The organism is Shewanella sp. Scap07, from assembly GCF_013394145.1.
Classification (GTDB): Bacteria; Pseudomonadota; Gammaproteobacteria; order Enterobacterales; family Shewanellaceae; genus Shewanella; species Shewanella waksmanii.
In genome coordinates this window covers 4,945,172-4,970,034 of the sequence record NZ_CP041329.1, presented here as the reverse complement: position 1 = coordinate 4,970,034, position 24,863 = coordinate 4,945,172, and the positions used below count along the sequence as shown (strand labels likewise).

25 protein-coding genes are annotated in these 24,863 nt (G+C 45.7%); 10 read left to right on the top strand and 15 right to left on the bottom strand.

Going from position 1 to position 24,863, the window contains the following annotated elements; translation table 11 throughout:
- Positions 1 to 63: 63 nt before the first annotated feature.
- Positions 64 to 702, bottom strand: a complete 639-nt coding sequence (locus FLM48_RS21930; protein ID WP_028771995.1) for a TetR/AcrR family transcriptional regulator — start codon at positions 700 to 702, stop codon at positions 64 to 66.
- A 146-nt stretch (positions 703 to 848) separates the two neighbouring features.
- On the opposite strand from FLM48_RS21930, the gene waaA reads away from it, so the two are divergent.
- A complete protein-coding gene (gene waaA / locus FLM48_RS21925) occupies positions 849 to 2,108 on the top strand; it encodes a lipid IV(A) 3-deoxy-D-manno-octulosonic acid transferase (RefSeq protein ID WP_179026144.1) in 1,260 nt (419 codons plus the stop codon).
- A 3-nt stretch (positions 2,109 to 2,111) separates the two neighbouring features.
- Here waaA and FLM48_RS21920 read toward each other — a convergent pair whose 3' ends face one another.
- Entirely contained in the window at positions 2,112 to 2,849 is a 738-nt protein-coding gene (locus tag FLM48_RS21920) for a 3-deoxy-D-manno-octulosonic acid kinase (protein ID WP_179026143.1), read from the bottom strand.
- Between the two features lie 158 nt (positions 2,850 to 3,007).
- On the opposite strand from FLM48_RS21920, the gene FLM48_RS21915 reads away from it, so the two are divergent.
- The 4 genes from FLM48_RS21915 (at position 3,008) to FLM48_RS21900 (ending at position 7,231) form a co-directional block, all read left to right on the top strand.
- Positions 3,008 to 4,051, top strand: a complete 1,044-nt coding sequence (locus FLM48_RS21915) for a glycosyltransferase family 9 protein (RefSeq protein WP_179026466.1) — start codon at positions 3,008 to 3,010, stop codon at positions 4,049 to 4,051.
- 100 nt (positions 4,052 to 4,151) lie between these two features.
- A complete protein-coding gene (locus FLM48_RS21910) occupies positions 4,152 to 5,219 on the top strand; it encodes a glycosyltransferase family 9 protein (protein WP_179026142.1) in 1,068 nt (355 codons plus the stop codon).
- Entirely contained in the window at positions 5,212 to 6,339 is a 1,128-nt protein-coding gene (locus tag FLM48_RS21905; RefSeq protein ID WP_256870999.1) for a glycosyltransferase, read from the top strand. The genes FLM48_RS21910 and FLM48_RS21905 overlap by 8 nt, the downstream gene beginning before the upstream one ends.
- Positions 6,329 to 7,231, top strand: a complete 903-nt coding sequence (locus FLM48_RS21900; protein ID WP_179026141.1) for a polysaccharide pyruvyl transferase family protein — start codon at positions 6,329 to 6,331, stop codon at positions 7,229 to 7,231. The genes FLM48_RS21905 and FLM48_RS21900 overlap by 11 nt, the downstream gene beginning before the upstream one ends.
- Here FLM48_RS21900 and FLM48_RS21895 read toward each other — a convergent pair.
- From FLM48_RS21895 to FLM48_RS21885, 3 genes are all read right to left on the bottom strand, one after another.
- A complete protein-coding gene (locus tag FLM48_RS21895; protein WP_179026140.1) occupies positions 7,218 to 8,003 on the bottom strand; it encodes a glycosyltransferase family 2 protein in 786 nt (261 codons plus the stop codon). The genes FLM48_RS21900 and FLM48_RS21895 overlap by 14 nt on opposite strands.
- Before the next feature lie 211 nt (positions 8,004 to 8,214).
- Positions 8,215 to 9,063 (bottom strand): glycosyltransferase, encoded by an 849-nt coding sequence (locus FLM48_RS21890; RefSeq protein ID WP_179026139.1) that lies wholly within the window; start codon positions 9,061 to 9,063, stop codon positions 8,215 to 8,217.
- A gap of 35 nt (positions 9,064 to 9,098) precedes the next feature.
- Positions 9,099 to 10,202 carry a glycosyltransferase family 9 protein gene (locus tag FLM48_RS21885; RefSeq protein ID WP_179026138.1) on the bottom strand — a complete coding sequence of 368 codons (1,104 nt, stop codon included), beginning with the start codon at positions 10,200 to 10,202 and terminating at the stop codon, positions 9,099 to 9,101.
- Between the two features lie 223 nt (positions 10,203 to 10,425).
- On the opposite strand from FLM48_RS21885, the gene FLM48_RS21880 reads away from it, so the two are divergent.
- Both FLM48_RS21880 and FLM48_RS21875 read left to right on the top strand, forming a co-directional pair.
- Entirely contained in the window at positions 10,426 to 11,490 is a 1,065-nt protein-coding gene (locus tag FLM48_RS21880) for a CDP-glycerol glycerophosphotransferase family protein (protein ID WP_179026137.1), read from the top strand.
- A gap of 1 nt (position 11,491) precedes the next feature.
- Positions 11,492 to 11,884, top strand: coding sequence for an adenylyltransferase/cytidyltransferase family protein (locus FLM48_RS21875; protein ID WP_179026136.1), 393 nt, complete (start codon positions 11,492 to 11,494; stop codon positions 11,882 to 11,884).
- A gap of 33 nt (positions 11,885 to 11,917) precedes the next feature.
- On the opposite strand, the gene rfaD is transcribed toward FLM48_RS21875, so the two are convergent.
- Both rfaD and FLM48_RS21865 read right to left on the bottom strand, forming a co-directional pair.
- Positions 11,918 to 12,871: an ADP-glyceromanno-heptose 6-epimerase gene (rfaD, locus tag FLM48_RS21870; protein WP_179026135.1), complete on the bottom strand. Its 954-nt coding sequence runs from the start codon at positions 12,869 to 12,871 to the stop codon at positions 11,918 to 11,920.
- A 55-nt stretch (positions 12,872 to 12,926) separates the two neighbouring features.
- Complete coding sequence (locus FLM48_RS21865; RefSeq protein WP_179026134.1) at positions 12,927 to 13,934, bottom strand: glycosyltransferase family 9 protein; 1,008 nt, start codon at positions 13,932 to 13,934, stop codon at positions 12,927 to 12,929.
- A gap of 230 nt (positions 13,935 to 14,164) precedes the next feature.
- On the opposite strand from FLM48_RS21865, the gene hldE reads away from it, so the two are divergent.
- Genes hldE through FLM48_RS21850 form a run of 3 tightly spaced genes read left to right on the top strand, consistent with a single transcriptional unit; the run spans position 14,165 to position 17,610 of the window.
- Entirely contained in the window at positions 14,165 to 15,595 is a 1,431-nt protein-coding gene (gene hldE / locus FLM48_RS21860) for a bifunctional D-glycero-beta-D-manno-heptose-7-phosphate kinase/D-glycero-beta-D-manno-heptose 1-phosphate adenylyltransferase HldE (protein WP_179026133.1), read from the top strand.
- 22 nt (positions 15,596 to 15,617) lie between these two features.
- Positions 15,618 to 16,094: a pantetheine-phosphate adenylyltransferase gene (coaD, locus tag FLM48_RS21855; RefSeq protein WP_028771981.1), complete on the top strand. Its 477-nt coding sequence runs from the start codon at positions 15,618 to 15,620 to the stop codon at positions 16,092 to 16,094.
- 10 nt (positions 16,095 to 16,104) lie between these two features.
- The gene (locus FLM48_RS21850; RefSeq protein WP_179026132.1) at positions 16,105 to 17,610 is read left to right on the top strand and encodes a capsule assembly Wzi family protein; all 1,506 of its coding nucleotides are present in this window, start codon (positions 16,105 to 16,107) and stop codon (positions 17,608 to 17,610) included.
- A 64-nt stretch (positions 17,611 to 17,674) separates the two neighbouring features.
- Here FLM48_RS21850 and mutM read toward each other — a convergent pair whose 3' ends face one another.
- The 8 genes from mutM to FLM48_RS21810 all read right to left on the bottom strand — a co-directional run bounded on the left by mutM (position 17,675) and on the right by FLM48_RS21810 (position 24,681).
- Positions 17,675 to 18,490: a bifunctional DNA-formamidopyrimidine glycosylase/DNA-(apurinic or apyrimidinic site) lyase gene (gene mutM, locus FLM48_RS21845; protein WP_028771979.1), complete on the bottom strand. Its 816-nt coding sequence runs from the start codon at positions 18,488 to 18,490 to the stop codon at positions 17,675 to 17,677.
- A gap of 8 nt (positions 18,491 to 18,498) precedes the next feature.
- Entirely contained in the window at positions 18,499 to 18,960 is a 462-nt protein-coding gene (locus FLM48_RS21840; protein WP_028771978.1) for a hypothetical protein, read from the bottom strand.
- Positions 18,961 to 19,040: 80 nt separating this feature from the next.
- Entirely contained in the window at positions 19,041 to 20,027 is a 987-nt protein-coding gene (gene moaA, locus FLM48_RS21835) for a GTP 3',8-cyclase MoaA (RefSeq protein ID WP_179026131.1), read from the bottom strand.
- 21 nt (positions 20,028 to 20,048) lie between these two features.
- Entirely contained in the window at positions 20,049 to 21,851 is a 1,803-nt protein-coding gene (locus FLM48_RS21830) for a bifunctional molybdopterin-guanine dinucleotide biosynthesis adaptor protein MobB/molybdopterin molybdotransferase MoeA (protein WP_179026130.1), read from the bottom strand.
- Positions 21,852 to 21,864: 13 nt separating this feature from the next.
- The gene (gene mobA / locus FLM48_RS21825) at positions 21,865 to 22,455 is read right to left on the bottom strand and encodes a molybdenum cofactor guanylyltransferase MobA (protein WP_179026129.1); all 591 of its coding nucleotides are present in this window, start codon (positions 22,453 to 22,455) and stop codon (positions 21,865 to 21,867) included.
- Positions 22,439 to 23,161: an ATP-binding cassette domain-containing protein gene (locus FLM48_RS21820; RefSeq protein ID WP_179026128.1), complete on the bottom strand. Its 723-nt coding sequence runs from the start codon at positions 23,159 to 23,161 to the stop codon at positions 22,439 to 22,441. The genes mobA and FLM48_RS21820 overlap by 17 nt, the downstream gene beginning before the upstream one ends.
- Before the next feature lie 3 nt (positions 23,162 to 23,164).
- Positions 23,165 to 23,872, bottom strand: coding sequence for an ABC transporter permease (locus tag FLM48_RS21815; RefSeq protein ID WP_028771973.1), 708 nt, complete (start codon positions 23,870 to 23,872; stop codon positions 23,165 to 23,167).
- Positions 23,869 to 24,681 carry a substrate-binding domain-containing protein gene (locus tag FLM48_RS21810; RefSeq protein ID WP_179026127.1) on the bottom strand — a complete coding sequence of 271 codons (813 nt, stop codon included), beginning with the start codon at positions 24,679 to 24,681 and terminating at the stop codon, positions 23,869 to 23,871. The genes FLM48_RS21815 and FLM48_RS21810 overlap by 4 nt, the downstream gene beginning before the upstream one ends.
- Positions 24,682 to 24,863: the final 182 nt, after the last annotated feature.

Below are 24,863 nucleotides of genomic sequence, written 5' to 3'. Positions count from 1 at the left end.
ATCAACACTATGCTGATTGCACCAATTTATCAGTAAAGTATTGACTAAGGCTACTCAGACCACTCAAGCATTGGCTAACTGGCGATAATGTTGCTCTAGGCGTTGAAATGTCGGTAAAGAGCTGGCAGTCGAATGCGCTTTAAGTAACATGATGACCCGCAGCAGTCCTTGATAGATGACGGCTTTGTCGATGGTGACGGTACTTAAGTGGGTTTGTTTATACCCAATCCAAAAACAGGCAATCATACGCATGGTGTCGGCCAGAGGGCTAATATCAGCGTCTTCAATTTCTAATAAGCCATCTTTTTTAAGATTGGCGAGAATGGCACTTGAGCGTGCCAGAGCTTGCTCTTGAACCACCAAATAACGTGCGAGAAGGGTTTGGTCACGATTGAGGATGTCGGTGATATTGGTGTACATGAAGCGAAAATGCCAAAGAATATCGAACATGGTATCGAAATACCCAACCAACAATTCCACGTCCACCTGTTGGTCGACATAGGGCTGAAAACCGACTTGTAATTTAGCTTCGTACAAAGAAAAAATAGACTGGATAATGTCTTCTTTGTTCTTGAAATGATAGTACAAATTACCTGGACTGATGCCAAGGTCTGCGGCGATATGATTGGTAGTGATGCTGCGCTCACCGTGCTCGTTAAATAACTTTAAGCTTCCATGCACAATCTTTTCGCTGGTTTTCATCGAGTTAGCAATCCTTTTTCATTTGTCGTTATCATTAACAATCTTTACTCTGAACGCAAGCCTTAACAGCGCAATCACAGATATTATGCTGGCTTATGTTAGAATTGCGCCATTAGCGCCCCAATTTGACTGTAAGTACACAATTTATGAATCGTTTTGTCTATTCAGTGATCCTATATGTTATTTCACCTTTGTTGGTGCTGTATTTACTGGTACGCGGGTTTAAAAGTCCGAGTTACCGTCAACGTTGGGGCGAGCGTTTTGGGTGCAGCTCCTTGCAACAGACTGACTTGCTATTCCATTGTGTTTCTATGGGGGAGACATTAGCCGCATTGCCGCTGATCAAACGGATTATGCAACTGCACCCCCAATTGACCATTACAGTGACAACCACGAGTCCAACCGGGTCAGCCGAAGTGGTTAAAGCGTTAGGTGATCAAGTTCAGCATTGTTATCTACCGTTTGATATTCCGGTTTGTACACGTCGCTTTCTTGCCCAGGTCTCACCGCGTGTTTGTGTGATTATGGAGACCGAGTTGTGGCCAAATTTACTGCATTACTCGCACAAAAATGGCGTGAAACTCATGCTTGCCAATGCACGCTTATCTGATAAATCGGCGCAGCAATACCAACGACGCCCCAAGTTGTCGTTGCCTATGCTAGGTTTGCTTGATGGTATCTTGGCGCAGGATAACAAGACCGCTGAGCGTTTTGTGGCACTGGGAGTTGCGCCTGACAAGGTTAAGGTGACAGGCAGCTTAAAATTCGATTTAAACATTTCAGCAGATTTGAGCTTACAAGCCCAGACATTACGCCAAACTTGGCAAGCACAGCAGCGCCCGATATGGATTGCTGGCAGTGTTCATCCGGGAGAGTTTGCCGCCATGCTTGCGGCTCATCAGCATTTACTGACTGAGTTCCCCAATGCGTTGATGGTCATGGTACCTCGTCATCCTGAGCAGTTTGACGCCGCGGCAGAGGCGGTGAGTGCGGCAAATTTAAGTGTCAGTCGCCGTAGCAGTCAGCAAGCTGTAACAGCTGCTACCCAAGTGGTTTTAGGGGACACGATGGGCGAGCTGTTGATGTTCTATGGCGCAGCAGATCAAGCTTTTGTCGGCGGTACCTTAATTGATAACGGTGGCCATAACCCACTGGAGCCGGCTGCGCTGGGCTTACCTGTCTATGTTGGACCACAACATTGGGATTTTGCCGAGATCACGCAGTTGCTGCAGCAGGCCGGCAGCCTGAGCGTGATTGATGATGGCGAGATGTTAGCTCAGCAGCTAATCAGCAAGTTTAAGCAGCCACAGTTGCACCAGCAAGCGAGCCAAGCAGGCCTTGATGTGGTGGCCAATAATAAAGGCGCGTTAACCAAGCAGTTTGATTTGATTGCTGCGCAATTATAGCTGTTACTTTTGACTTGATACGTGGTTGTAGCCATCAAGGAGTGCTTGCCACTGCGCCATATCGAAATCCAACGTTGGCTGTTTTAGCTTCTCTTTGTTGAATGAGCGTAGCAAGCGCTTAATGTTGGCTTGCTGCCAGCTGGAATGCGGCGATTTGATGCAGCCACGATCGAAATCAATCAGATAAAACTTATCGCCACTGATAAGGATATTTTTGGCATTAAGGTCAGCATGGTACACCCCACGCTGATGAAAAGTGGCAATCAGTTCACCTAATGCGCGCCACTGTGGCGTGGTCATGGCGGTTTCAGTGAGATAGGCGACGAGATCTTTTGCACCGCTTACCCGCTCGATAATAATATCGCCGCGATAATGCAGCCCCTGACGAGTAATTTGTGCCGCGATTGGTTTAGGGACGTTAAACCCTTCTTGATATAGCTGCTCTAACAATGCCAATTCGGCAACGGCTCGGGTGCGCGTTAACCCCGTGTACAAGTAGGCATCACGGCTTAACTTCTCCATCAAGCCCCCACGGTAATAGTGACGCAATACCCAATTGGCATTGGATTGAACGTCAATCACTGTCGGGTCAACAAACCAAGTGGTATAACGACCCGTTGACGAGCCGGTAACCGCGCTATGCTGGTGCCAAAAGGCTGCAGTAAACCAAAGCGGACTGATACAGCTTGGTGTGTCTTGGCAGTATGCAATGACGCTCTTTTCTATGGTTTTTATCTGCATGGATTGGCTTAATTAATAACAAACTATCGCGCTATTCTACTCCAACTGACCGCAGGGGGTAAGCTTGAGTTATGGATTAACAGTTTTTGTGGACATCACTTGGTGTGGTTGCGGTTGTAGATTACACTCGCTATATCCTTTTGCTAGCTTTTAGAGCCATGACACTGAATTTAGATTCTGCTCGTTCGTTATGTTTATTACGGCTGTCTGCCATTGGTGATGTTTGCCATGCAGTGGCGATGGTGCAGGCGATACAGAGACAATATCCGCAGCTGCGAATTACCTGGGTGATAGGGAAAGTTGAATATCAGCTACTACGTCACCTTGAAGGCATTGATTTTGTGGTGTTTGACAAATCTTTGGGTTGGCGCAGTTATTGGCAGCTAAAACAAGCACTATCGGGTCAGCGTTTTGATGTGCTATTGCATATGCAGGTTGCGCTGCGAGCAACGATTGCATCTATGATGATCAGTGCCAAGACTCGGGTTGGGTTTGACCGTGCTCGAGCTAAAGAAGGCCAGTGGTTGGTAACCAATCATCATGTTGAGCCCTTAGCGACCCCGCACGTGCTTGAGGGGTTTATGGGTTTTGCCAAAGCCATTGGCGTGCAAGATTTAACACCTACTTGGGATATTCCGGTACCCGCAAGCGACAGCGAATTTGCAGCGAACGTGGTTGGCAATGACAAAGTGATGATTATTTGTGCCGCGGCGAGCAAAGCCGAGCGCAATTGGTTGCCCGAACGATATGCGGCAATCGCAGATCATGCTGCAACATTGGGTTTTCGGGTCTTGTTGTGCGGCGGCCCGTCTGAGTTGGAGCTAAACTTAGCGACTCAAATTGCCGGCAACAGCCAATCTGCCATTGAAAATTGGGTCGGTAAAACATCACTTACCCAATTGTTGGCATTGCTCGGGCAAGCTAAGCTCGTTGTTGCGCCAGATACTGGGCCTGCGCATATGGCTGTGACCCAGAACACCGCGGTTATTGGTCTTTATGCACATTCAAATCCGGGCCGAACCGGCCCATATACTAGCCTAGATTACGTGGTCAATGTTTATCCGCAGGCAATAGCCCAGCAGTTTAATGGCTCTGTTCCTTGGGGAACCCGTGCTAAAGGCGCAGACTTAATGAAAATGATTAGTATTGATATGGTGAAAGCGCAAATTGACCGGATATCGCACCAACAAGCGCTGTTGTGATAAACTCGCTTATCCAGACGATCTACTTGGCTAAGTTATGCTTAAAAGCAGCTTTACTAGGATGTAAACATTAATTAGCTAAGCATTATGGAAGTATTCAATGTCAATTGCGCCTAAGTTCCTATTTGTGCCGGTTTCTTCAGATGAAGGCATCGGTGAATATATGCGCTCCAAAATTATTGCCGATGAAATTATGCGGCGCTGGCCAGCAGCACAAATTGATTTTGTGCTAAACCGTTACGCGCCATACAGTCAGCAATGTCCTTATCGGACTCATTTGGTGGATGACACGCCGACCAAGAAAGTCAAAGAAGTTAATCAACTCGTTACTGAGTTGCAGCCCGATATCGTCATTTTTGATGCCGCTGGCCGTAAAGCACAGCTTAAGCATGCCAATCGTCAAGGCGCTAAAGTGATTTTCATCAGTCAGCACCGTCGCAAGCGGGCGCGAGGCATGAAAGTTGAACGAGCTTTGGTTACCGACAGTCATTGGGTAGTGCAACCTGAGTTTGTGATTGGCGATCTTACCGCTTTTGAAAAATTTAAACTGCGAATGATAGACCGTCCTCAGCCAATTTATACCGGTTCGGTTTTTACCGAGCCTGACCCGCAACAGCAGCAAGCACTGTTAAAACATTACCAATTGCAGGCTAACGATTACGTGTTGTTTAGTGCCGGTTCAGGCGGCCACAAAATTAACGGCAGCTTAGCGGCTGATCTTTGGGCAAAAACCGCGCAGACAACTTACCAACAACTGGGTATAGCTTGTGTGGTGGTGTTTGGCCCCAATTATCCTAAGCCATTACCTACTATTCCCGGTGTGATAGCGATAGCGGAGTTAGATAGCCAAGCATTCATTCATTTACTGGGTGGTGCAAAAGCGGCGTTATTAAGCGGTGGCGATACCTTGCTGCAAGCCATTGCGTTAAAAACGCCCACATTGGCTGCAGCGGTATCGAAAGATCAACCAAGTCGCATTAAAAAGTGCCAGCAAGCGGGGGTTATCGTTACTGCAGACAATAATCACCCTGCCATGAGCCTTGCACTTAGCGAGTTGTTGCAGCCAAAGCGATTGGCCGAGTTAAAGCAGCATCTTGATGATGCCTCGTTAACCAATGGCTTAACGATATGTTTAGCTGAAGTGGAACGGTTGCTAAATTGTGATTGATCAGCCCAAACGTATAGGCATAGTTATCGACAGCTTAGCCGGTGGTGGAGCTGAGCGTGTTGTCTTGACCCTTGCTCAAGCTTGGTTAGCCCAAGGCCATCAACCGCATCTGTTGGTGTTACAACCACCTTGTGATTACCAACTTCCGGCGTCGCTACCAGTGCATTTTTGTTTTACAGAGCACGATAAGCAGATTGACAGTGTGTTCAAAATTAATGCGTCGGTGCGCCGCTTTAAGTGTTGGCTATCATCATTAACAGCACAATTTGGTCAGTTTGATCTGTTTATCTCCAACCTGGATAAGTCTAACTTGCTGACAACTCAGGCACAGGTAAAGCCACTATTTTGTGTGGTACACAACGCCATAGAAGCAGAGTTAGCACGGGAAATGAAACTTGGCCCGCTAGCTTTTTGGAATATGTGGCGTGCAAAGCGGGTATTAGATCAACAACATTTGATTACGGTATCGCAAGGTATTGCTGATGAGATCAGCCGCGGTAAGCGTATCAATCCGGCATCGATGACGACCATATACAACCCGTTTGATATTGACGATATTGTGGCGGCCGCGGCGCAGCCGATTGACATCCCCATAGAGGGGGATTTTATTATTCATGTTGGTAGAGTGGCTAAACAAAAGCGCCATGACATATTGTTTCAAGCATTGGCTCAAGCTGAGCACCAACTTCCCTTGGTCCTGTTGTGCGGTAACGTCAACAAGGCCCATAAGCTTGCCAGGCGTTATGGGGTGGCTGATAGAGTCATTCTGCCAGGGTTTCAAGCTAACCCATATGCTTGGATTAAACAGGCTAAGTTGATGGTACTGAGCTCCGATTATGAAGGGTTAGGCAATGTACTGGTTGAGTCGTTAATCTGTGGTACGCCAGTGGTCAGTACTGACTGTCCCTACGGACCTAATGAGATTTTGATTGGTGAACTCAGCAAGTTTCTGGTGCCGTGTCGCGACGTAAAACAATTGGCGAACAAGATGGATGAAGCTTTAGTCAGCTACCCAGAGATTCCGATGCCGGCGCTGATAGCGAACAAAACCCATGCGCATGTGAGCGAGCAGTACATGCTAGCGGCAGCGACATTGATGGAAGAGACAGATGCGAAATAAGTCATTGGCTGAATATCTTCAGCGCCTACAGCATAAGCATGTTATTTTTATTCCCAATCTAGGCAATGCCGGTGATGCGTTAATCAATGCTGCGACGTTCCAGTTCCTAGATCGGATTGGACTTAATTATCAAACTTTATCACCCCGGGCGGCACGTAAGTTGGTTGCTAAGCCGGCCCTGCTTGCTGAGCAAATTGATAAAACTCAAACCTGTATTATTTTGGGTGGTGGCGGTGGGTTTACTGAAGATTATCTTCACAGTCGCCAGCTCGTTGAAGGCTTACACAATAATGTGGATCGCTTGATTTTATTGCCTTGTACTATTGCTGGCCACAAAGATCTCATTGGTCAATTATCGGCTAATGTGAGCATTTTTTGCCGTGAGCAACGTACGTTAGATGATATCAAAAACATCAATTCAGCACTGCATGCCGAGTTAGCTCACGACATGGTTTTTGATGTCGATATGGATGCATTACGCGCCACGCACGGTAGGTTAAGTTCAATACGAAACTGGATTAAATGCTGGCGTTCTCGACGTGAAATCAACCATTTTGTGGCACTTCATGGTACCGCGCATTTAAATGCTTTTCGTCAAGATGAGGAGCAATCACAGCAGCCATTGCCGGCGGCTAATCTCGATCTGTCTGCGCTACTCGCATTGGGCACGAAAACTCGTGCGACCAATTTTTTTACCGCGCGTGAGTTTGTTGAGCAAATAGATCGTTTCGATAGCATTAGTACTAACCGCTTACATATCTGTATCGCGGCGAGTTTGTTGGGTAAAACGGTGCAGTTGTTTGATAATGGCTACTTTAAAAACCGTGCTATTTATCAGCACTCGCTAGAAAGTAACCCATCGGTGCAATTGAACAACCCTAAAACTCGTTAATACCCACACGACACCAAGTCGCTTTTTGGCGAATGCTACGCTGAAATATGTCATCATTTTTTGGCAGCATTTCACGGCAACTCTCGTTATGGTCGATATGAAAACCAACCGCTGAGAATTTGAGTTGTTTGCGTAATACATTGGCGTTAATCATGCGCTGTGCGAACTCCCTATCTTCCGGGCCCCAGCCTTCAAACTCTTGATTAAAGCCATTGATGTCGAGCACATCTTGACGCCAAAAAGCGAGGTTGCAGCCGTGAATACCCTCAATAGAGCGCAACACTTTCTTGCTCAGCATACGACTGATAAGGGGCAGCCGTATGGCTTGTTCTCGGCCCCGAGAAATACCTTGGCTGCAGCAGTTTAAGCGCGTTTGTTGCTGCAGAGCACGTTGACTGAGTTTAGGCGACATTTTGACTCGCTTGCCGGTAACAAAATAGCCGGGTTCTGCGACGAGCTGGTGATCGGCAATGAAATCTCGGTTGAGGATGATATCGCCATCAATCATCACGATGTAGTCATTTGAAGCCATATCGATGGCCTTATTGCGGCTACGCGCCAAGCGAAAGCCCTTGTCTTGTTGCCAGCTGTGCAGCAGTGGCACAGGAAACAGAGATTGGTAGTGAGTGACGAGCTGTTCAGTTGCTGCAGTTGAGCCATCATCAGCAATGATAACTTCATCTGGCATGCGGGTTTGTTGCAAAACACTGTTAAGCACAGCCTTTAGTGCTTCAGGCCAATTATAGGTGGTAATAATTAAACTGATTTTCATCGCAACCTCAATACAGAACTGTTCGACCTCTATATACTTTATTTTTCATAAGTCGTCGAATTTATTAGCTTTTTTGTTTTTACGAGGTTAAAGATGCAGCGATATTGTTGCACTGTGGTGAGATGTTTGGTGGGTCAATGGTGCCTGGTTTGTTAATGAAATAAGGAGAGCAAAATGCTCTCCTTATGGGGCAGGGCTGGGCAATCTGGCGTTAGTATTTGTGGCTTGGATGGATGAGGCCAAATACAAAGCTGAGCAGGCCAATAGGGAGTTTAGTTTTACGTTGTTGCTTCAACATATACACATGCCAAGCTTGTTTTTTGTATTCGAGTACTTGTGATGCGGTTAACTTGTCTTTAAAAATCTCACAATAGTCGATAATGTACTTCATATCTCTCATTGGCACTTTATCTTTATAACCACGCCCGGCGTAGTGAATAAAGCTCGCTTGTTGGTAATCAGCCGCACCTACCAAAGGCATGCGATTAAATGCTTTATCAACTGAGGCATTCTTAAGTTTATCTCGTCTAATCAAGTAATTGATGTAAGTTTGATCGTAAAACTTCACTTCGTTACAAATTGCTTGCATCTCTTCTTGGCTAGCATTATCGAATAGTTTGGCATTCTTCGAAGTTAAAATCATACCTGAGTTAAAATAGACCATCTTATCGTTTTCTATTGGCCATTCAACATCACCCAATACGAGATTGATTTGCTCTGCTTGAGAGGAGCGGTCGATGTAAGCCCCTTCATTGAACATATAAACTGTGTCTTGGTCTGGATATTTTTCGAAAATATTTTCTGCCCAAGGGGTGACCAGCATGTCGGCATCTAAATAAAGGACTCTATCGTAGTCTTTCAAAAGCTCTTTCATATAGAGCTTCTCCGACCAAGCGGGGCTGGCATCAAATCGTTTGTTATTGACATATAGCTTGTAGTGCAACTGGTCAGAAACTATCACATCTGCTCCGACTTTGTTGCCGTACTCTTTGAAACTTTCAATGGCTGCCTGATACATGGGGTTGTCCCCAATGGCGAGAGTAAAAATAACTTTTTTCATCTAGCGACCTTTTTGCTGAATACTCAATTACTTGGCTAACACATTGATTGATATGGCTCTAGAACGCTATCAACACTAATGTCGGATACATAACCTTTACCTTCTGTTGCATATAATACTTGCGAGGTTGAGGTAGTAGGTGGCGCCCAGTATGGTTTTTTGGAGCGCATTAAAGCTATTAATGGGGTGTTGGCTGCGGTAGCAAAATGCATAATGGCAGTTTCAACAGTAATCACCAAATCTACCGTGTCTATGATAGCTGGCAGCTCGAAAAAGTGATTCTGTATGGTAAATATGGCCACTTTACTTTGCATCTCAGTAGGTAATGCCTGCACAATCAACGCCATTGCTGACTGGACTTGTTCTTTGGTCACATTAATCACAAAACGAGAATTTGGGTCATACTGTTCAATTTTTTGGATTAATTCTACGACTTGTTGTGCTTGCCAGTCTCGCTTGGTATTCGTGGATAAGTGATTTATCAGTATGATCTTGTTGGGATTGCCGTCAAACTTCTCATTTAGCCAACTCTGCGCGCTGTTTTGATATTTGGGTGCCAATACCAGTTGTGGCATAAAGAGCTCTTTCGATACTGTTAGCCCAGTAATATCATGCAAGATTTGGTAAAAGCGGTCTGTAATATGGTGGTTCGCTGGTAGTGCATTCACATCCAATTGGTAAACAATATTACTATGCCTAAAGATCAGCTTATTCAACCATCCATTGAATGGCGCTTTTGCAATACTGGAAATAATAAATGCTGTCGGGGATATGTCACGGGCTAGTTTTGAAAAAACCGCACTCTTACTTCCTGAGTGGCAAATGATGATGTCATATTGCTGTTGATTTGCTTGCTTAACCTGAATCGCTTGGTCTTGTTTTGATTGAGTACAACCATAGCTAGCTGAGAATGCCGGTTCGGATTCAATCCATTGCTGCAGGATTTTACTGCGAGATAAACGCCATTCGTCATCATTACAGCGATTGTCATCTAGCCAAATATCAATTGTGACATGCGGAAATTGCTGTTTTAGGGCGATCAAAAAGGTCTTTAAATAAAGGAAATCGCCTAAGGCAACGGGAGATATAAATAACAAACGCTTGCATTGTGTAAGCTGAGTGGAAGAGATAATTGCCATGGGCTAGTTGTTCCTGTTTTTGACTGGCTAAGCATACCTTGAATTGGCTGGAATATGAAAGGTAGCGGCCAGTCTCAATGGGGAATAAGGTGATTTTTTTAACCAAGGTAGACAATTGCCTATCGCGATATAGTTTCATTATGTGATTATGCTATTATCGTCACCTTGGTATAGAACCCAGCTTAAGTCGTGTTTGCTAACAATTTAAAAGGCCGATTTTGATTTGATTTGCTTCGATGCATTACACCCCTACTATCTACCGCAATATCTTCCCGTTATGCATGAATTGCTGAAACGAGGCGAGTCGGTACACTTTGTTATCTACCGTAGTAAGGATCAGCAGGCTGCCTTAGAGCACTTAGTTGACGAGTATCAGCTATCGGTCACTTGGGTAGACAATCAGCAGCAAGCATTGGCTTATTATATTGATCAACTGCCTAAATGGGTGATTTTTGGTAATACCTTTGAAGGTGACTCGAAACTTAAAGGCATCTGTAAAACGGCATTGATGCAGCATGGTATCGGCCCAAAAGCTGTGTATTACACAGTGTCAGATTCTGATTTTGACGTACGTTTTGTTGAAGGTCAGTATCGCTTAAAGCGTTTACAAGGTATGTTTCCTGACAAAACGTTTATTGATACCGGCTACGCTAAACTTGACCCTATTATTCAGGGGGCCGAGTCTGGGCTTGATTTGGCAGCAATTGGTTTAGATCCGGCTAAACCCACCTTATTGTACGCACCCACATTCTATCCCAGCAGTATTGAGAAAATGGCTAAGCATTGGCCTACAGCCTTTAGTGATTACAATATTTTACTGAAGCCGCATTATTTTTCTTTGAGTAAGCCGGCTTATAAAAAGCAGAAGCAACTATTGGAGCACTGGGCGAGCTTTGACAATGCTTATCTTGCAACGGCAGAACAAACCAATTTATTGCCGTTTATGGCCAGTGCCGACCTATTGATTAGTGATGCTTCTTCAGCATTATTTGAATTTGCCGCGTTAGATAAGCCGGTTGTGTGGTGTGATTTTTACCATTTACGCTGGAGCTATCGAGGTATTTTCAAGTTTCGTTTTAATCAACGAATGGATGAAGACCTGTATCGATATGCTGGTGTTGCCGCCCATGCCAAGTCTTATAAAGATTTGAAACAGGTGGTAGATCAGCAAATTGCCCAACCTGAGTCTTTCGCAGCTGAGCGGGCTATGTATACTGATGAGTTGGCTGGTACGGTTGATGGGCAATGCAGTAAGCGCATTGTCGATTATTTAATGATAGAGAATTGACATGAAAATTATTACTTTTGGTACGTTTGATATGTTTCATATTGGGCATTTGAATATTATGGAACGTGCTAAAGCTGTCGGTTGCCATCTAACAGTTGGTGTATCTTCCGATGCTCTCAACTTTTCAAAGAAGCAACGCTATCCAGTGTGTAGTGAGCGCGATAGAATGCGAATAGTTAGTGCGCTTGGTTGTGTCGATGAGGTCTTCTTAGAGGAGTCACTAGAGCTAAAGGCGGAATACATCAAACAGCATAATGCTGACTGTTTGGTGATGGGGGATGACTGGTTAGGAAAGTTTGATCATCTTAAACCCCTTTGTGAAGTATTGTATTTGCCAAGAACCCCCGCCATCTCTACTACTCAATTAATTGAAGTGGTTAAAGAAATCCCATAAGTTCAGTTGAACTTATGGGATAAACCGGCTTTACTATTCGCCAATAAAGTGTTGCTCTGCTAGCCAAGCTAGGTATTCAGGCACTGCTTGCTCTACTGATTTGAACTCTGCACTATAACCGGCCTGTCGTAACTGGGTTAAGTCGGCCTGGGTATAGCTCTGATAAGCGCCTTTTAGCTTATCGGGGAAAGGAATGTACTCTATTTTACCTTTGCCATGATAACCAATCACCGCATTGGCTACGTCATTAAAGCTCTGAGCTTGACCGGTGCCGCAGTTATAAATTCCAGATATTTTAGGGTTTTGCCACAACCAAATATTGACCTTAACCACATCTTCAACATACACAAAGTCACGTAATTGTTGACCGTGTTCAAAGCCATCAACGCCTTCGAATAATCGACAAATATCGTTGGCTTTGATTTGGTTGTTGAAATGGAATGCCACACTGGCCATGCCACCTTTATGTTGCTCTCTTGGACCATAAACATTGAAATATCGCAATCCTGCCACTTGGCAATTTAACTGTTGCTGACGTACGTATTGGTCGAATAGAAACTTCGAGTAAGCATAAACGTTGAGTGGCTTTTCAAACTCGCGTTGCTCGACAAACTTCTCACTGCCACCATAAACTGAAGCAGAGGAGGCATAGATGTACTGACACTGGTTACGGTCACAAAAATGCAGCAGAGTTTTTGAGTATTCATAGTTATTGCTCATCATAAACTTACCATCCCACTCGGTAGTGGAAGAGCATGCGCCTTGATGAAAAATAACTTCTAGCTGGCCATCAAATTGCCCCGCTTCAATCTGTTGGAGAAATTGATCTTTATCTAAGTAGTCAGCCACTTCACAGTCGGCCAAATTGAACATCTTGGTGCCATCAGTTAAGTCATCGACGGCGAGGATGTCATTGCGACCCATATCATTGAGGGCTTTTACTAAGTTACTGCCAATAAATCCGGCTGCACCTGTTACGACTATCATATTCAATTCCACATTTAGGGCGACATTAAACGGCCATGTCGCTGTGCCTTAATCTTTATACTTTGTAGTGAGTATTCAAAAATTCTGCAATAGATTTTGCGGTAGCATCAAAATCAATCAGGCTCATATTACGGCCAGTTTTCTTCCCTTCTGGTGGGGTAAAAGCGAGTCGCTTATGACTTTGACTGAGTGTTTGCCAGCGCACTTTGGGTTGCGAGCTACGTCCGGCATAAAATCCAACCGTGGGTACATTGTGCAGCCCTGCAATGTGCAATGGCCCTGTTGAACCGGCCATAAACATATCTGCCGCCACGATCGATTTAGCAAAATCGGTTAAATCTTTCAGTGGGGTGGCCATTTCTACATTGATATTAGCTTGTGTAAGCTTATCAAAAATTGCCTGTGCCAATACAATTTCATCACCGCTATAAGTCAGAACAAAGCGGCATTTGTGGATACTGGCATGGTTAACTTGAGTCAATAGGTTTACAAAATCATCAGGGGTTAAACTGCCAGATGACCCACCCGTACCTGGATGAACAAAAATGAGTTTTTCATCGGCTTGTTTACCGTAATACAGTTGCCAGTGGTCGCGCTCAGCGCTGACATCCCAATATTGCTCTGGCAATGCAGGGATGTCGAGCTTGTGTTCGGTTAAGAAGTGCTCCACCAAAATGCAGCCTCCACGCCAACAACCTTCGCCTACTTTGTACTGTGCATCAGTGCGGTGCTTATAAAAATACTGATACCAGTTGTGCTTAGGGGCTAAAACATAAGGAATGGGTAAGTTGCGAATGATTTTGTAGATTCGAAACTGGGACAAGGAGACCAGCGCAGCATCATATTTTCTCTGGGCAATCTCTTTGCGAATGGCAGCATCATCACCTGTGTCAACAATCACATTATCGATGTATGGACACGCAAGCGCGAAAGACTTTAAAACTGGCGCGACAAAGACTTCAATACTGGCGTCAGGCAGTGCATTTTTGAGCAAGCTTAACGCCGGCCACAACAGCACAAAATCGCCAATTTTATCGTGCCTAAAAACCAGGATTCTTTTCATCGTTAATTCGTATAGTTAAATCGAATCATCTACAGATGTCTGAGTTCATCGCTGTGATTCAATAGGGTATTCGACAATAAGTGGCACATTATAACAGCTTTACCTGGTGGGTGGTGGCCAAAAATTAGCGCTAATACCTAAGTTAGCTAGATAAAAATCGATGAAAAGTAACAGATGACAATAAAATTAGGTACAATTACCAGCTAATTTTTTGCAAAAGAATGAGCGTTATGAAGGTTTCTCTGCCAGCATTTGAAAAAGCTAAAGTTTTAGTGGTCGGCGATGTCATGCTAGACCGTTATTGGACCGGACCCACAGGGCGTATTTCGCCTGAAGCACCAGTACCGGTCGTGCGGATTAATCAAAATGAAGATCGCCCTGGCGGAGCGGCAAACGTAGCATTGAATATCGCGACTTTAGGCGGGCATGTTTCTTTGGCTGGAATCGTTGGTCAAGATGAGAATGCAGACGCGCTCACTACAGGTATTCAGGCTTTAGGGGTAACGCCTAAGTGGCATACGGTGGCCGAGAAACCCACCATTACTAAGCTCCGGGTTATGTCGCGCAGTCAACAGTTAATTCGATTGGATTTTGAAGAACCTTATTCAGCAACAGATAGCCAAGCTTTGCTAGATAGTGCAGTGGCCTCGCTGCCTGATGTTGATGTGGTTATCTTGTCTGATTATGCCAAAGGCGCATTGATAGACCCGCGCGAATTTATTCAGCAAGCCAAAGCCCAAGGGGTTAAAGTACTGGTTGACCCTAAAGGTAGCGATTTTTCTAAGTATCGCGGTGCCACACTATTGACTCCTAACCTGCATGAGTTTGAACTCGTCGCTGGTACGGTGACCAGTGAAGCCGATTTAGTCGAAAAAGCCCATAAGCTGCTTAAGCAGTTTGATCTTGAAGCGCTGTTGGTTACGCGCTCAGAAAAAGGCATGACTCTGATTACTGCCGAAAATACTGAGTTGCACATTCCAACCGTAGCCCGCGAAGTCCACGATGTGACTGGTGCCGGTGATACCGTGATATCAGCGCTTGCCACAGCATTAGCTGCAGGTAGCGATATGCCTGAAGCGTGTGCCATTGCCAATACTGCAGCTGGCATCGTTGTTGCTAAATTGGGTACCTCAACAGTATCTCGAATTGAGTTGATTAAAGCGCTATCACACACCCAAGGTGAAATGGGGTTTGGGGTGGTGACCGAAGATCAGCTGGTTTATGCCCTCGAGCAAGCAAAATTGCGTGGCGAGCGAGTGGTGATGACTAATGGTTGCTTTGATATCTTGCATGCTGGACATGTGAGTTATTTACAAGAAGCACAGGCCCAAGGCGATAGGTTAATTGTCGCAGTGAATGACGATGACTCTGTTCGCCGCCTTAAAGGCGATGGCCGTCCGGTTAATCCGGTTGATCGTCGTATGGCGGTGTTGGCAGGACTTGCTTCTGTTGATTGGGTAATTCCATTTAGTGAAGACACGCCGCAGCGAGTGATTGCCCGTTTATTGCCAGATCTTTTGGTTAAAGGCGGCGACTATAAGATTGAAGAGATTGCTGGTGGTAAAGAGGTGATTGCGGCAGGTGGTGTTGTCAAAGTGCTCTGCTTTGAAGATGGAATATCAACGACCAAAATTATCGAAAATATTATGGCTAATCAGTAATTGAGTAGAGGCTAGTGACACTATGCATACCAGAGCTATCTATCCCGGCACCTTTGACCCGGTGACCAACGGCCATGCCGACTTGATTGAGCGAGCAGCCAAACTGTTTAAACATGTGGTGATTGGCATTGCGGCTAATCCGTCTAAACAACCAAGGTTTAGCTTAGCTGAGCGAGTTGAGTTATTGAAACATGTGACCGCTCATCTAGATAATGTCGAGGTGGTGGGTTTTTCAGGACTGCTGGTGGATTTTGCTAAAGAGCAGCAAGCCAGCGTGTTAGTTCGTGGTCTGCGGGCTGTATCTGATTTTGAATATGAGTTTCAATTGGCGAATATGAATCGCCGCTTAAGCCCAGAGTTAGAAAGTGTATTTTTAACGCCTGCAGAAGAGAATTCATTTATCTCTTCTACCTTGGTGAAAGAAGTGGCATTACACGGTGGTGATGTCAGTCAGTTTGTCCACCCAGAAGTGTCTAAGGCACTTCTTAAACAGGGATAGCAAATCAACCATGATGTTTATCAAACAAAAGTTGATAGCAAGTTGTATCGCTCTTTTCGCATTTTTTGGCAGTGCCCAGTTAGTTGCTGCGCCTTGGGTAGATACATCAGATATCTATTTGCGGGCTGATATTCAAGCATTAGCGGATGCGGGTGTGATTACTGTTCCTATCAATACGTATCCATTAATGTGGTCTGGCATCGGACAAGATTTGGCCAAAGCGGAACCGTCGTTGATGTCCGCTGGTTTAGTTGACGCATTTGCGCGAGTTAATTTTTATTATCGCCGTGCGGTAGGTAATTTTGGCAACACAAGCATCAAGGCCGCAGCTGCTACAGACCCCGCTCGCTTTCAGCATTTTGGCTCCGACTATCGTGAGCAAGGTGATGTGAAAGTATCCCACGAGTACTTAGGGGATCGGTTTGCGGTTAAAGTCTCTGCCTCTGCTCACTATGATCCGGCCGATGACAAAGAAGTGCGTTTAGATGATTCGTATTTTGCGATGGCGCTCGGTAATTGGATGGTCACTGCTGGGACCATAGATCAATGGTGGGGTCCCGGGTTTGATTCTGCTTTACATCGTTCGAGTAATGCTCGTCCGATGCCCTCATTGATGCTAACTCGTAATAATGCATCGGCATTTGAAACACCTTGGTTATCTTGGATCGGCCCTTGGACCTTAACAACTGGCATAAGCCGCTTAGAAGAGGAGCGGGCGGTAGAAAACCCACTTTTATGGAGCTTTCGCGGTACCATCAGGCCCTTGCGTCAGCTTGAGTTAGGCTTCTCTTGGACAACGATGTTTTGTGGTGAAGGCGAGCCTTGTGACATAGGTACACTGTGGGATGCCATTTCAGGCAATACCGAATGTGCTAATGGTGCCAGCTCATGCGATCCGGCTATGGAAACCAAAATCGGTAACCAAATGGCTGGCTTTGATGCCCGTTACGCTGATACTTGGTTTGATATTCCGGTAGGGATCTATTTAGAACGCACCTGTGAAGATTCTAGTGGTCCTATGCCTTGGGATTTGGCTGATTGTGCCAAAATGTTTGGTGTGGATACTCGTATCGACTTTGACAATCAACAATATAAGCTATTTTTTGAATACAGCGATACGATGGTCGCCTGTGGCACCAACCAGAATGTCTTTAATTGCTTCTACGAACACTCTACCTACAAAAGTGGCTCACGCTATTATGAGCGCTCACTGGGCAGCACCTATGATAGTGATGCTGTGGTCTATGCATTGGGTATGGTGGGTCAATTTAGTAACAGCAGAGGCATCACTTCTATACTACGCTATGCTCAATTGAATAAAGATGGCAGCAGCCCAGGACATGGGTGGGCGCCGCAACCACGCAAAGAAGATTTATTGATGCTGGAGCTCAGTTATCGCATGCCAATTTGGCAAGGTATGATGAGTATTGGCGGCACGGTATCACAATCAGAATTTGAATCGGCCGATAAAGATACTGATGCAACGTTATTTGGTACCTATGAATATCGTTTCTAAACCATTTGTTTAGGCACAAAAAAAGGGCTAACACTTATTGTTAGCCCTTTTTTATTCAGCTCGCTTATTTAGTCTGACATAAGCTACAAAATACTGTTGCCCGCTGCCCCAGTTTTATCTCACTGAGCAAATGGCCACATTGGCTGCAGGTTTCTCCTCCACGGCCATAAACATGCAGTTTTTGGGCAAAGTAGCCCGGTTTGCCTTCGGCATTGGTAAAGTCTTTCAAGGTGGTACCACCTTGCTCAATGGCTTTAGCTAAAATCTTTTTCACCTCGGCGACTAACTGCGTCAATCTTGCTAAGTCGACTTTGCCTGCTTCCATTTGTGGGTGAATGCCAGCGGCAAACAGTGCTTCATTGGCGTAGATATTGCCGACCCCCACGACGATGTGGTTATCCATCAAGCACAATTTAATGGCTTTCTTTTTATTGGCAATCGCTGCTGCAAGTTGCGCTGCATTAAAGTCATCAGTTAAGGGTTCCGGCCCCAGTTTTTGCAACAGTGGATGGGCTTGCTCTGGCAACTCACACCACAACCACGCGCCAAAACGGCGAGGGTCATTGAGCCTGAGCATTCTACCGTTTGCTAAGTGTAGATCGATATGATCATGCTTCTCAGCTGGAGTATGCCACGGCACAATACGTAAGCTACCGGACATACCAAGATGGACAATCGTGGTGCCTGCAGCTGTATCAATTAGTAAGTATTTGGCGCGCCTGCGAACCTGAGTGATGGTTTGGCCGACGATTTGCTGTGCCAATTCAGGCACTGGCCAACGTAGTGACGGATTTCGCACTGTAAGTTCAGTAACGGTTTGGTCAATCAGATACGGGGCAACACCTTGGCGGGTGACTTCAACTTCTGGGAGCTCTGGCATGGTGATGATTATTCCTGTCCAGCTTTAATAATGGGAGTTAAGGCTTGGCGTAAACTCGGTGGGATAAGATACCAATTCCCGGCAGGGGATTTAAGTAACCCTTCTTGGGCATAAAACCACCAACTTTGAGGTTCGTTGATATCACCCACTTGGATCTGTAATTGATGGGGTACGCTGTCCACCGCAGGTGAATAGCCCTGAGGTGAAATCATAATATTTTTCCAGGCTTCGGCCCATTGCTGGCAATTAAGAACACGCTCATCACATTGCCAGCGAAAGCCAGCACCATCAAGCCAATAGTCATCGAATTGGAGCTGCGACAGCGGCGCAGATTGGTCAAACATCGCCACTGCATCGTCTGGAAGTTTAGCGGTTTTATCATCTAGAAGGGTTAATACAGATACCATTAATATCGAGGCGATAATAATGATATTGTTCCATTTCTTCTTCGACTTTTGTGAGCGCGCCATGGCTAAATAAACTCGTCATTATCCTTGATAAGATAGGGTGAGTTTATCATGCAATGGCGCGGTCTCAATAGCGTAACTGCTTATCCGCCAGTGGCATTCATAAAGCGCAGTATTTGGGTATCGCCTTCTGGTCCAAAGTGATGTTCTTTTGGTTTGAGCTTAATGGCATCAAGAATGGCCGTTTTTAAGCGCTCAATATCACCGGGGTATTGGCGTACTATTGCTTTTAGATCGACAGAGTTTTCATTGCCGAGGCAGAGTAACAGCCGACCTTCAACCGTAACGCGGACACGATTACATTCATGGCAAAAGTTATTGCTATGGGGAGAGATGAAGCCAACATGAATATTGCTGCCCGGCATAGTGTAGTAGCGTGCCGGGCCACCAGTACGTTTGTCAGATAAGTGCAGTGCATAGCGTTGATTAATGATGGCTTTGACTTCGTCACTGCTGCAATGACGACTTTTTTTGCGTTCATCAATAACGCCTAATGGCATCTCTTCAATAAAGGCAATATCGAGTTCACGTTCTCGACAAAACTCGATTAAGTCGAGAACTTCATCATCGTTTTGACCACGTAAAATCACCGCATTGATCTTAATACGTGTAAAGCCTGCAGCTTTAGCGGCATCAATACCTGCAATGACCCGCTCAAGCTTGCCGTTTCGCGTCAGTTGAGTAAACAGCTCTGGTTTGAGTGTGTCGAGACTGATGTTGAGTCGACTAAGGCCTGATTGCTTCATTTCTTCGGCAAAACGGGTCAATCGAGAACCGTTGGTGGTCATGGATAATTCTTTTAGCCCAGGTAAATCACCCAGTAATTTCACCAACTGATCGCAGTCGGTTCTCACTAAGGGCTCGCCACCGGTCAGGCGAATCTTTTTTACCCCGAGTTCGGTAAAGGCTTGGCCGATCCAGGCTAGCTCTTCTAAGCTCAATACATGCTCTCTGTCTAAAAAACAGGGATCTTCGCTCATGCAGTACACACAGCGGAAGTCGCATCTATCGGTCACCGACAGGCGCAAATATTCCACCGTTCGCCCAAAGGTATCGACAATCAAACTCATAACTTTTACCTACAACAATACCTACAAGAGGTCGGAAAATGGTTGAATATAGACGGTGTCGCCAGGCAGCATTTGATCGTCATCTTCACCGATAACAATCAGGCAATTTCCTTTTACCATCGAACTCAACATTCCTGAACCTTGTGCACCTGTTGTGGTTACGTGCAGTTGGCCGTCTTGGCCAAGGTGGTATACACCGCGAGTAAACTCGGTGCGTCCTTTTCGGCTGCGCATCTTCACATCGGCAATCGCTGGAACTAACGGCGCTTGCCAATCTTGTTCGCCAGCCAATTTGCGTAATGCTGGCTGCACAAATTGCATGAATGACACCATTACTGCAACCGGATTACCGGGTAAACCAAAGAATAAGCTGTCACCAATTTGACCAAAGGCCAAGGGACGACCCGGGCGCATATTGATGCGCCAGAAGTTAATCTGACCGACTTTTTCAAGAGCCAGCTTGATGAAGTCAGCATCACCCACTGACACACCACCTGAGCTGATCACCACATCGGCTTTGATTGCGGCAGATTTTAGTGCCTCAATCAGTGCCGCTTCTGAATCGTGGATGATGCCTAAATCAATCACATCACAACCCAGTTGTTTAGCCATCGACTTAATGGTGTAGCGATTAGAATCGTAGATGCAGTTGGGTTGCAGTGGTTCACCCGGCTGACACACTTCATCACCGGTGGAAAAGACCGCTACAACGGGCTTTCTAAATACCGGTAGTTCGCCAAATCCAAGTGATGCCAGCATGCCTTGATGGGCAGCTTGCAGGCGGTTATGTGCCGCCAGTGCCGTTTTACCTTGGGCGATATCTTCACCGGCAAGACGCACATGTTGGCCATGGCTGATATCGCCAGAAAAACTGACGTGCTCAGCTGATTCGCTGGCCATCTCTTTCATTTGGATGGTATCGGCGCCCGCAGGGACGGGGGCACCCGTCATGATGCGTACAGCTTCACCTGCTTGCAGAGTTTTATCGTAGCTGTGGCCTGCCATCACATCGGCCACGATGGTGTAGCGTTCAAGCATAGGATCGCTATGTTTAAAGGCATAACCATCCATTGCTGAATTAGTTTGCTGCGGCACATTTACTGGCGAGATGGCGTCTTGGGCTAATACACGGTTACTCAGTTCATCCAACGCAACGGTTTGTTGTTCAGTGACCGGAGTGACATAAGATAAGATGTTGTCGATGCCGGCACGTACTGAGAGCGTTTTGCTGCTGTCGAGCTCACAACCGCATTCTGGCGCAGCTTGCAATGGCAATTTTGATTTAACTTGGTAGTTATCTTTGTATTCAATAACAAAGTCGGCTATTTGGGCAACATTGTTAATATCGAGACGGCGCAGGTCACTGGGTAGCTGGGTATCATCACAGCAAGCGATGGCCTGGATATTGTCATCGTGGGTGTGGATAAAAGGTTTACCGTGAGCTGCACGGTGTAACTCAATTTTTGGTAGTGCTAGTTTTTTAAATCCTTCGACTAACACGATATCAATTTGGTCTTGTTCAATCTGTTGCAGCAGGTGCGGAAGCTTAGGGGCATCTTCGACTTCATCTTCGGTCATTAACGCCCAACGAATGTGCGAGGCAACCAGCATTTGCCTTGCACCGGCCTTACGCATCTCAAAGCTATCTTTGCCAGGAATATCGACATCGAAATTGTGGTGAGCATGTTTAATCACTGCTAAGCGAATGCCGCGACGATTAAGCTCTGGAATGAGCTTTTTAAGCAAAGTGGTTTTTCCTGTGCCGCTATAAGCACAGAATCCGAGTACGGGAATAGACAGCGGATTATTAAACGGAATGCTCATTCACACCTCAATTTTAGTGGGCAATTGCCTCAGCAAGTTGTTGTTTTTGTTCTGGCGTATTTACATTGACGAACGCATTAGGTTGGTCTGCAAATTCGCAGACGACATACTGATGTTTCGCGTACCAAAAATCGATTTTTCGCTCACCTGCATCAAGAAACGCCTTCATGGAGTCTCGCAATTCAGGTTTCAGTAGCATCACTACTGGTTGTTCTCGTTTGCCATCACTGGCAACCGCTAAGTCTGCCCCTTGTTGCTCCAAGGCACTGACCATTCGCTCAACCAAATCGGTTGGCAGTAATGGGCAGTCACAGGGCACTACCATCAAATACTTGGCTTGAGTATGGGCCATGGCGGTAATCATACCTGCCAGCGGACCAAGGTAACCCGAGTCTTCATCGCTAATCACTGGGAAATCGAACTTAGCATACTCACTTTGGTTACGGTTTGCGTTGATCAGGATCTCCTTAACTTGCGGAAGTACCCTATCAATGGCATGTTTTATCATTGGTTGGTCGTTTAGCAGTACCAACCCTTTATCATCTCCGCCCATACGACGTGCTTTACCGCCGGCGAGGATCACGGCATCAACTTGCTGTGACATAACTAAATTCCTGAGATTGACCTGTGTTGCTGTATTTTGCCATGGTCGGCGTATGTTGCGTACTCGTCAAGCCTTGATGCTCAATCTTCCAAATTTGATTGCATAGCTGAGTTAACACACAGGCCTGATGGCTGCTGATTAACATGCCGGTTCCCTGTTTCTGCAAATCTTTAATCAGTGTTAGTACCAATTCTTGAGATAGCTTGTCCATGTTGGAAGTCGGCTCGTCCAGCATCAGTAGCTTTGGTTGCATGATCCAGGCCCTGGCTATTGCCAGTCGTTGACGCTCGCCACCAGATAAGTTGGCCGCGTTTTGCTGCATTAGGTGGTCGAGTTGCGCTAATTTAGCCGCTTGCTCGGTGCGCGCCATGATGGTGGCTTTATCACCTTCGCAAAGCGAATGCACATAACTTAAATTTGCGGCGACACTGCCCTCAAACAAGTATGGATGCTGGTGCAGATAGACGGCTTTGCCCAATAGTGGGTTACGTCGCCACCAAGGCAAAGGGTCAGCACCTTGAATATTGATTTCACCGCTTGAGGGGGCAATGAGTCCGGCAAACATTTTCATTAATGTGGTTTTGCCTGAGCCATTGTCACCTTGTAAATGTATGGTTTGGTTTTGCGCTAGGCTCAAATGTTGAAAACGATACAGCAGGCGTTCGCCAAAGCGCATTTCAATATTGTCAGCAGTCAGTTTAACCATCAATTAATGACTCCTTGGTTCGGCTTTGCCGCGCAATGTGCCTAAAGTAAAGTTAAGCACAAGTGACAGAATTAGCAGTACTAGGCCTAACGCAATGGCTTGTGCAAAGTCACCTTTACTGGTTTCTAAAGCAATGGCTGTGGGAATATTTCGAGTCACATCGGCGATGTTGCCACCCACCATCATTGAACAACCAACCTCGGTTAAAATCCGGCTAAACGCCGCAACAATGGCCATTAACAGCGGTACTTTTAGCTCACGGCAAACGGTCCAAACTGCTCGGGCCCACGATGCACCTAAGGTGCGTGAGGTTTCCCAAGCTCGCCTATCTACGCTGGTAAAAGCGGCCTGACTCATGGCGACGAGCACCGGCGCACAAATGAGCATTTGGCCTAAAATCATCCCTTTTTGGGTGAAAAGCCACTTAAGATCGCCCAAGGGACCCATGCGGGTTAGCATCAAGTAGACCAGTAGGCCGATGACGACGGTGGGAATGGATTGCAGAGTTTGAATTAAGTTGGTGACCAGCCAGCGACCAGGAAAACGGCCAAACGCCAATATAAACCCTAATATTAATGAGGGTATTAGTGTGATGGCTAATGCTGCAAAAGAGACAGAAAAAGAGACAGATACAATAGACCAAACTTCAGGGTCTAAAGAAAACAGCAGGCTCAATGCCTGCTGTATAAGGGCTAACCAGCCGTCGTTCATTCGCTATATGTTGCCTTGAATAGTTGCTCACCTTGTACTTTATAGCTATTGATCATGCCTTGAGCTTCGGCACTGATTAGCCAGTCACTTAGAGCTTTTGCCCCGGCGTGGTTTAAATCTGGGTACTTGCTTGGGTTGATTTGCATGATTTGATATGGGTTAGCTAGTGCAGCGCCACCATCAAAATCAATTGCTAAATCTAACTTTGCTTTATAAGCAACAAAAGTACCACGGTCTGAAAGTGTGTAGCCTTGTAATTCATTTGCCATCAACAATGTTTTACCCATGCCTTGGCCAACGGCCTTATAGCTTGGGAAGTTGTTGTCGATGTTAGCTTTGTTCCAGATGATAATCTCTTTCATGTTGGTGCCAGAGTTATCACCACGAGAGATAAACGTGGCACCAGAATTGGCTATTTTAGCAAATGCTTCCTCAGCTGTCTTACTGCCACGGATTTTAGCTGGGTCATTTTTCGGGCCTAAGATCACAAAATCGTTAGCCATAATGCCGCGAGGGTTCAAACCGTAACCTTCTTCAACAAATTTAGCTTCAGCATCAGGCGCGTGAGTCATGATCACATCCACATCACCTTGGCGTGCCAATTTCAATGCTTTACCGGTACCGGTAGCAATGACTTGTACTTTGTAGCCAGTTTCAGCTTCAAAAGTCGGCAATAAATTTTTCAGTAGTCCTGAGTTTTCAGTGCTGGTTGTCGTGGCAAGCTTAATAATTTCGTCAGCTTTAACTGGCGATACAATAATGAGTGTGGCTGCAATGGCGAAACCAAACGCTTTTTTTACGTTAAACATTGATGCTCCCTGGCAAAAAAAAGAGCGATGAAAGCCGATCCCATCGCTAAACAATAAATATCAGTCATTAGATAGCAAGTTGAATGCCAAGTTTTAACGGTTAATTGCCGAGTCACAAACAGCGATTAAAGTGTGAGCTGCGTCGCAAGCTCATAAATTAACATCCAGACATAATGTCCCAA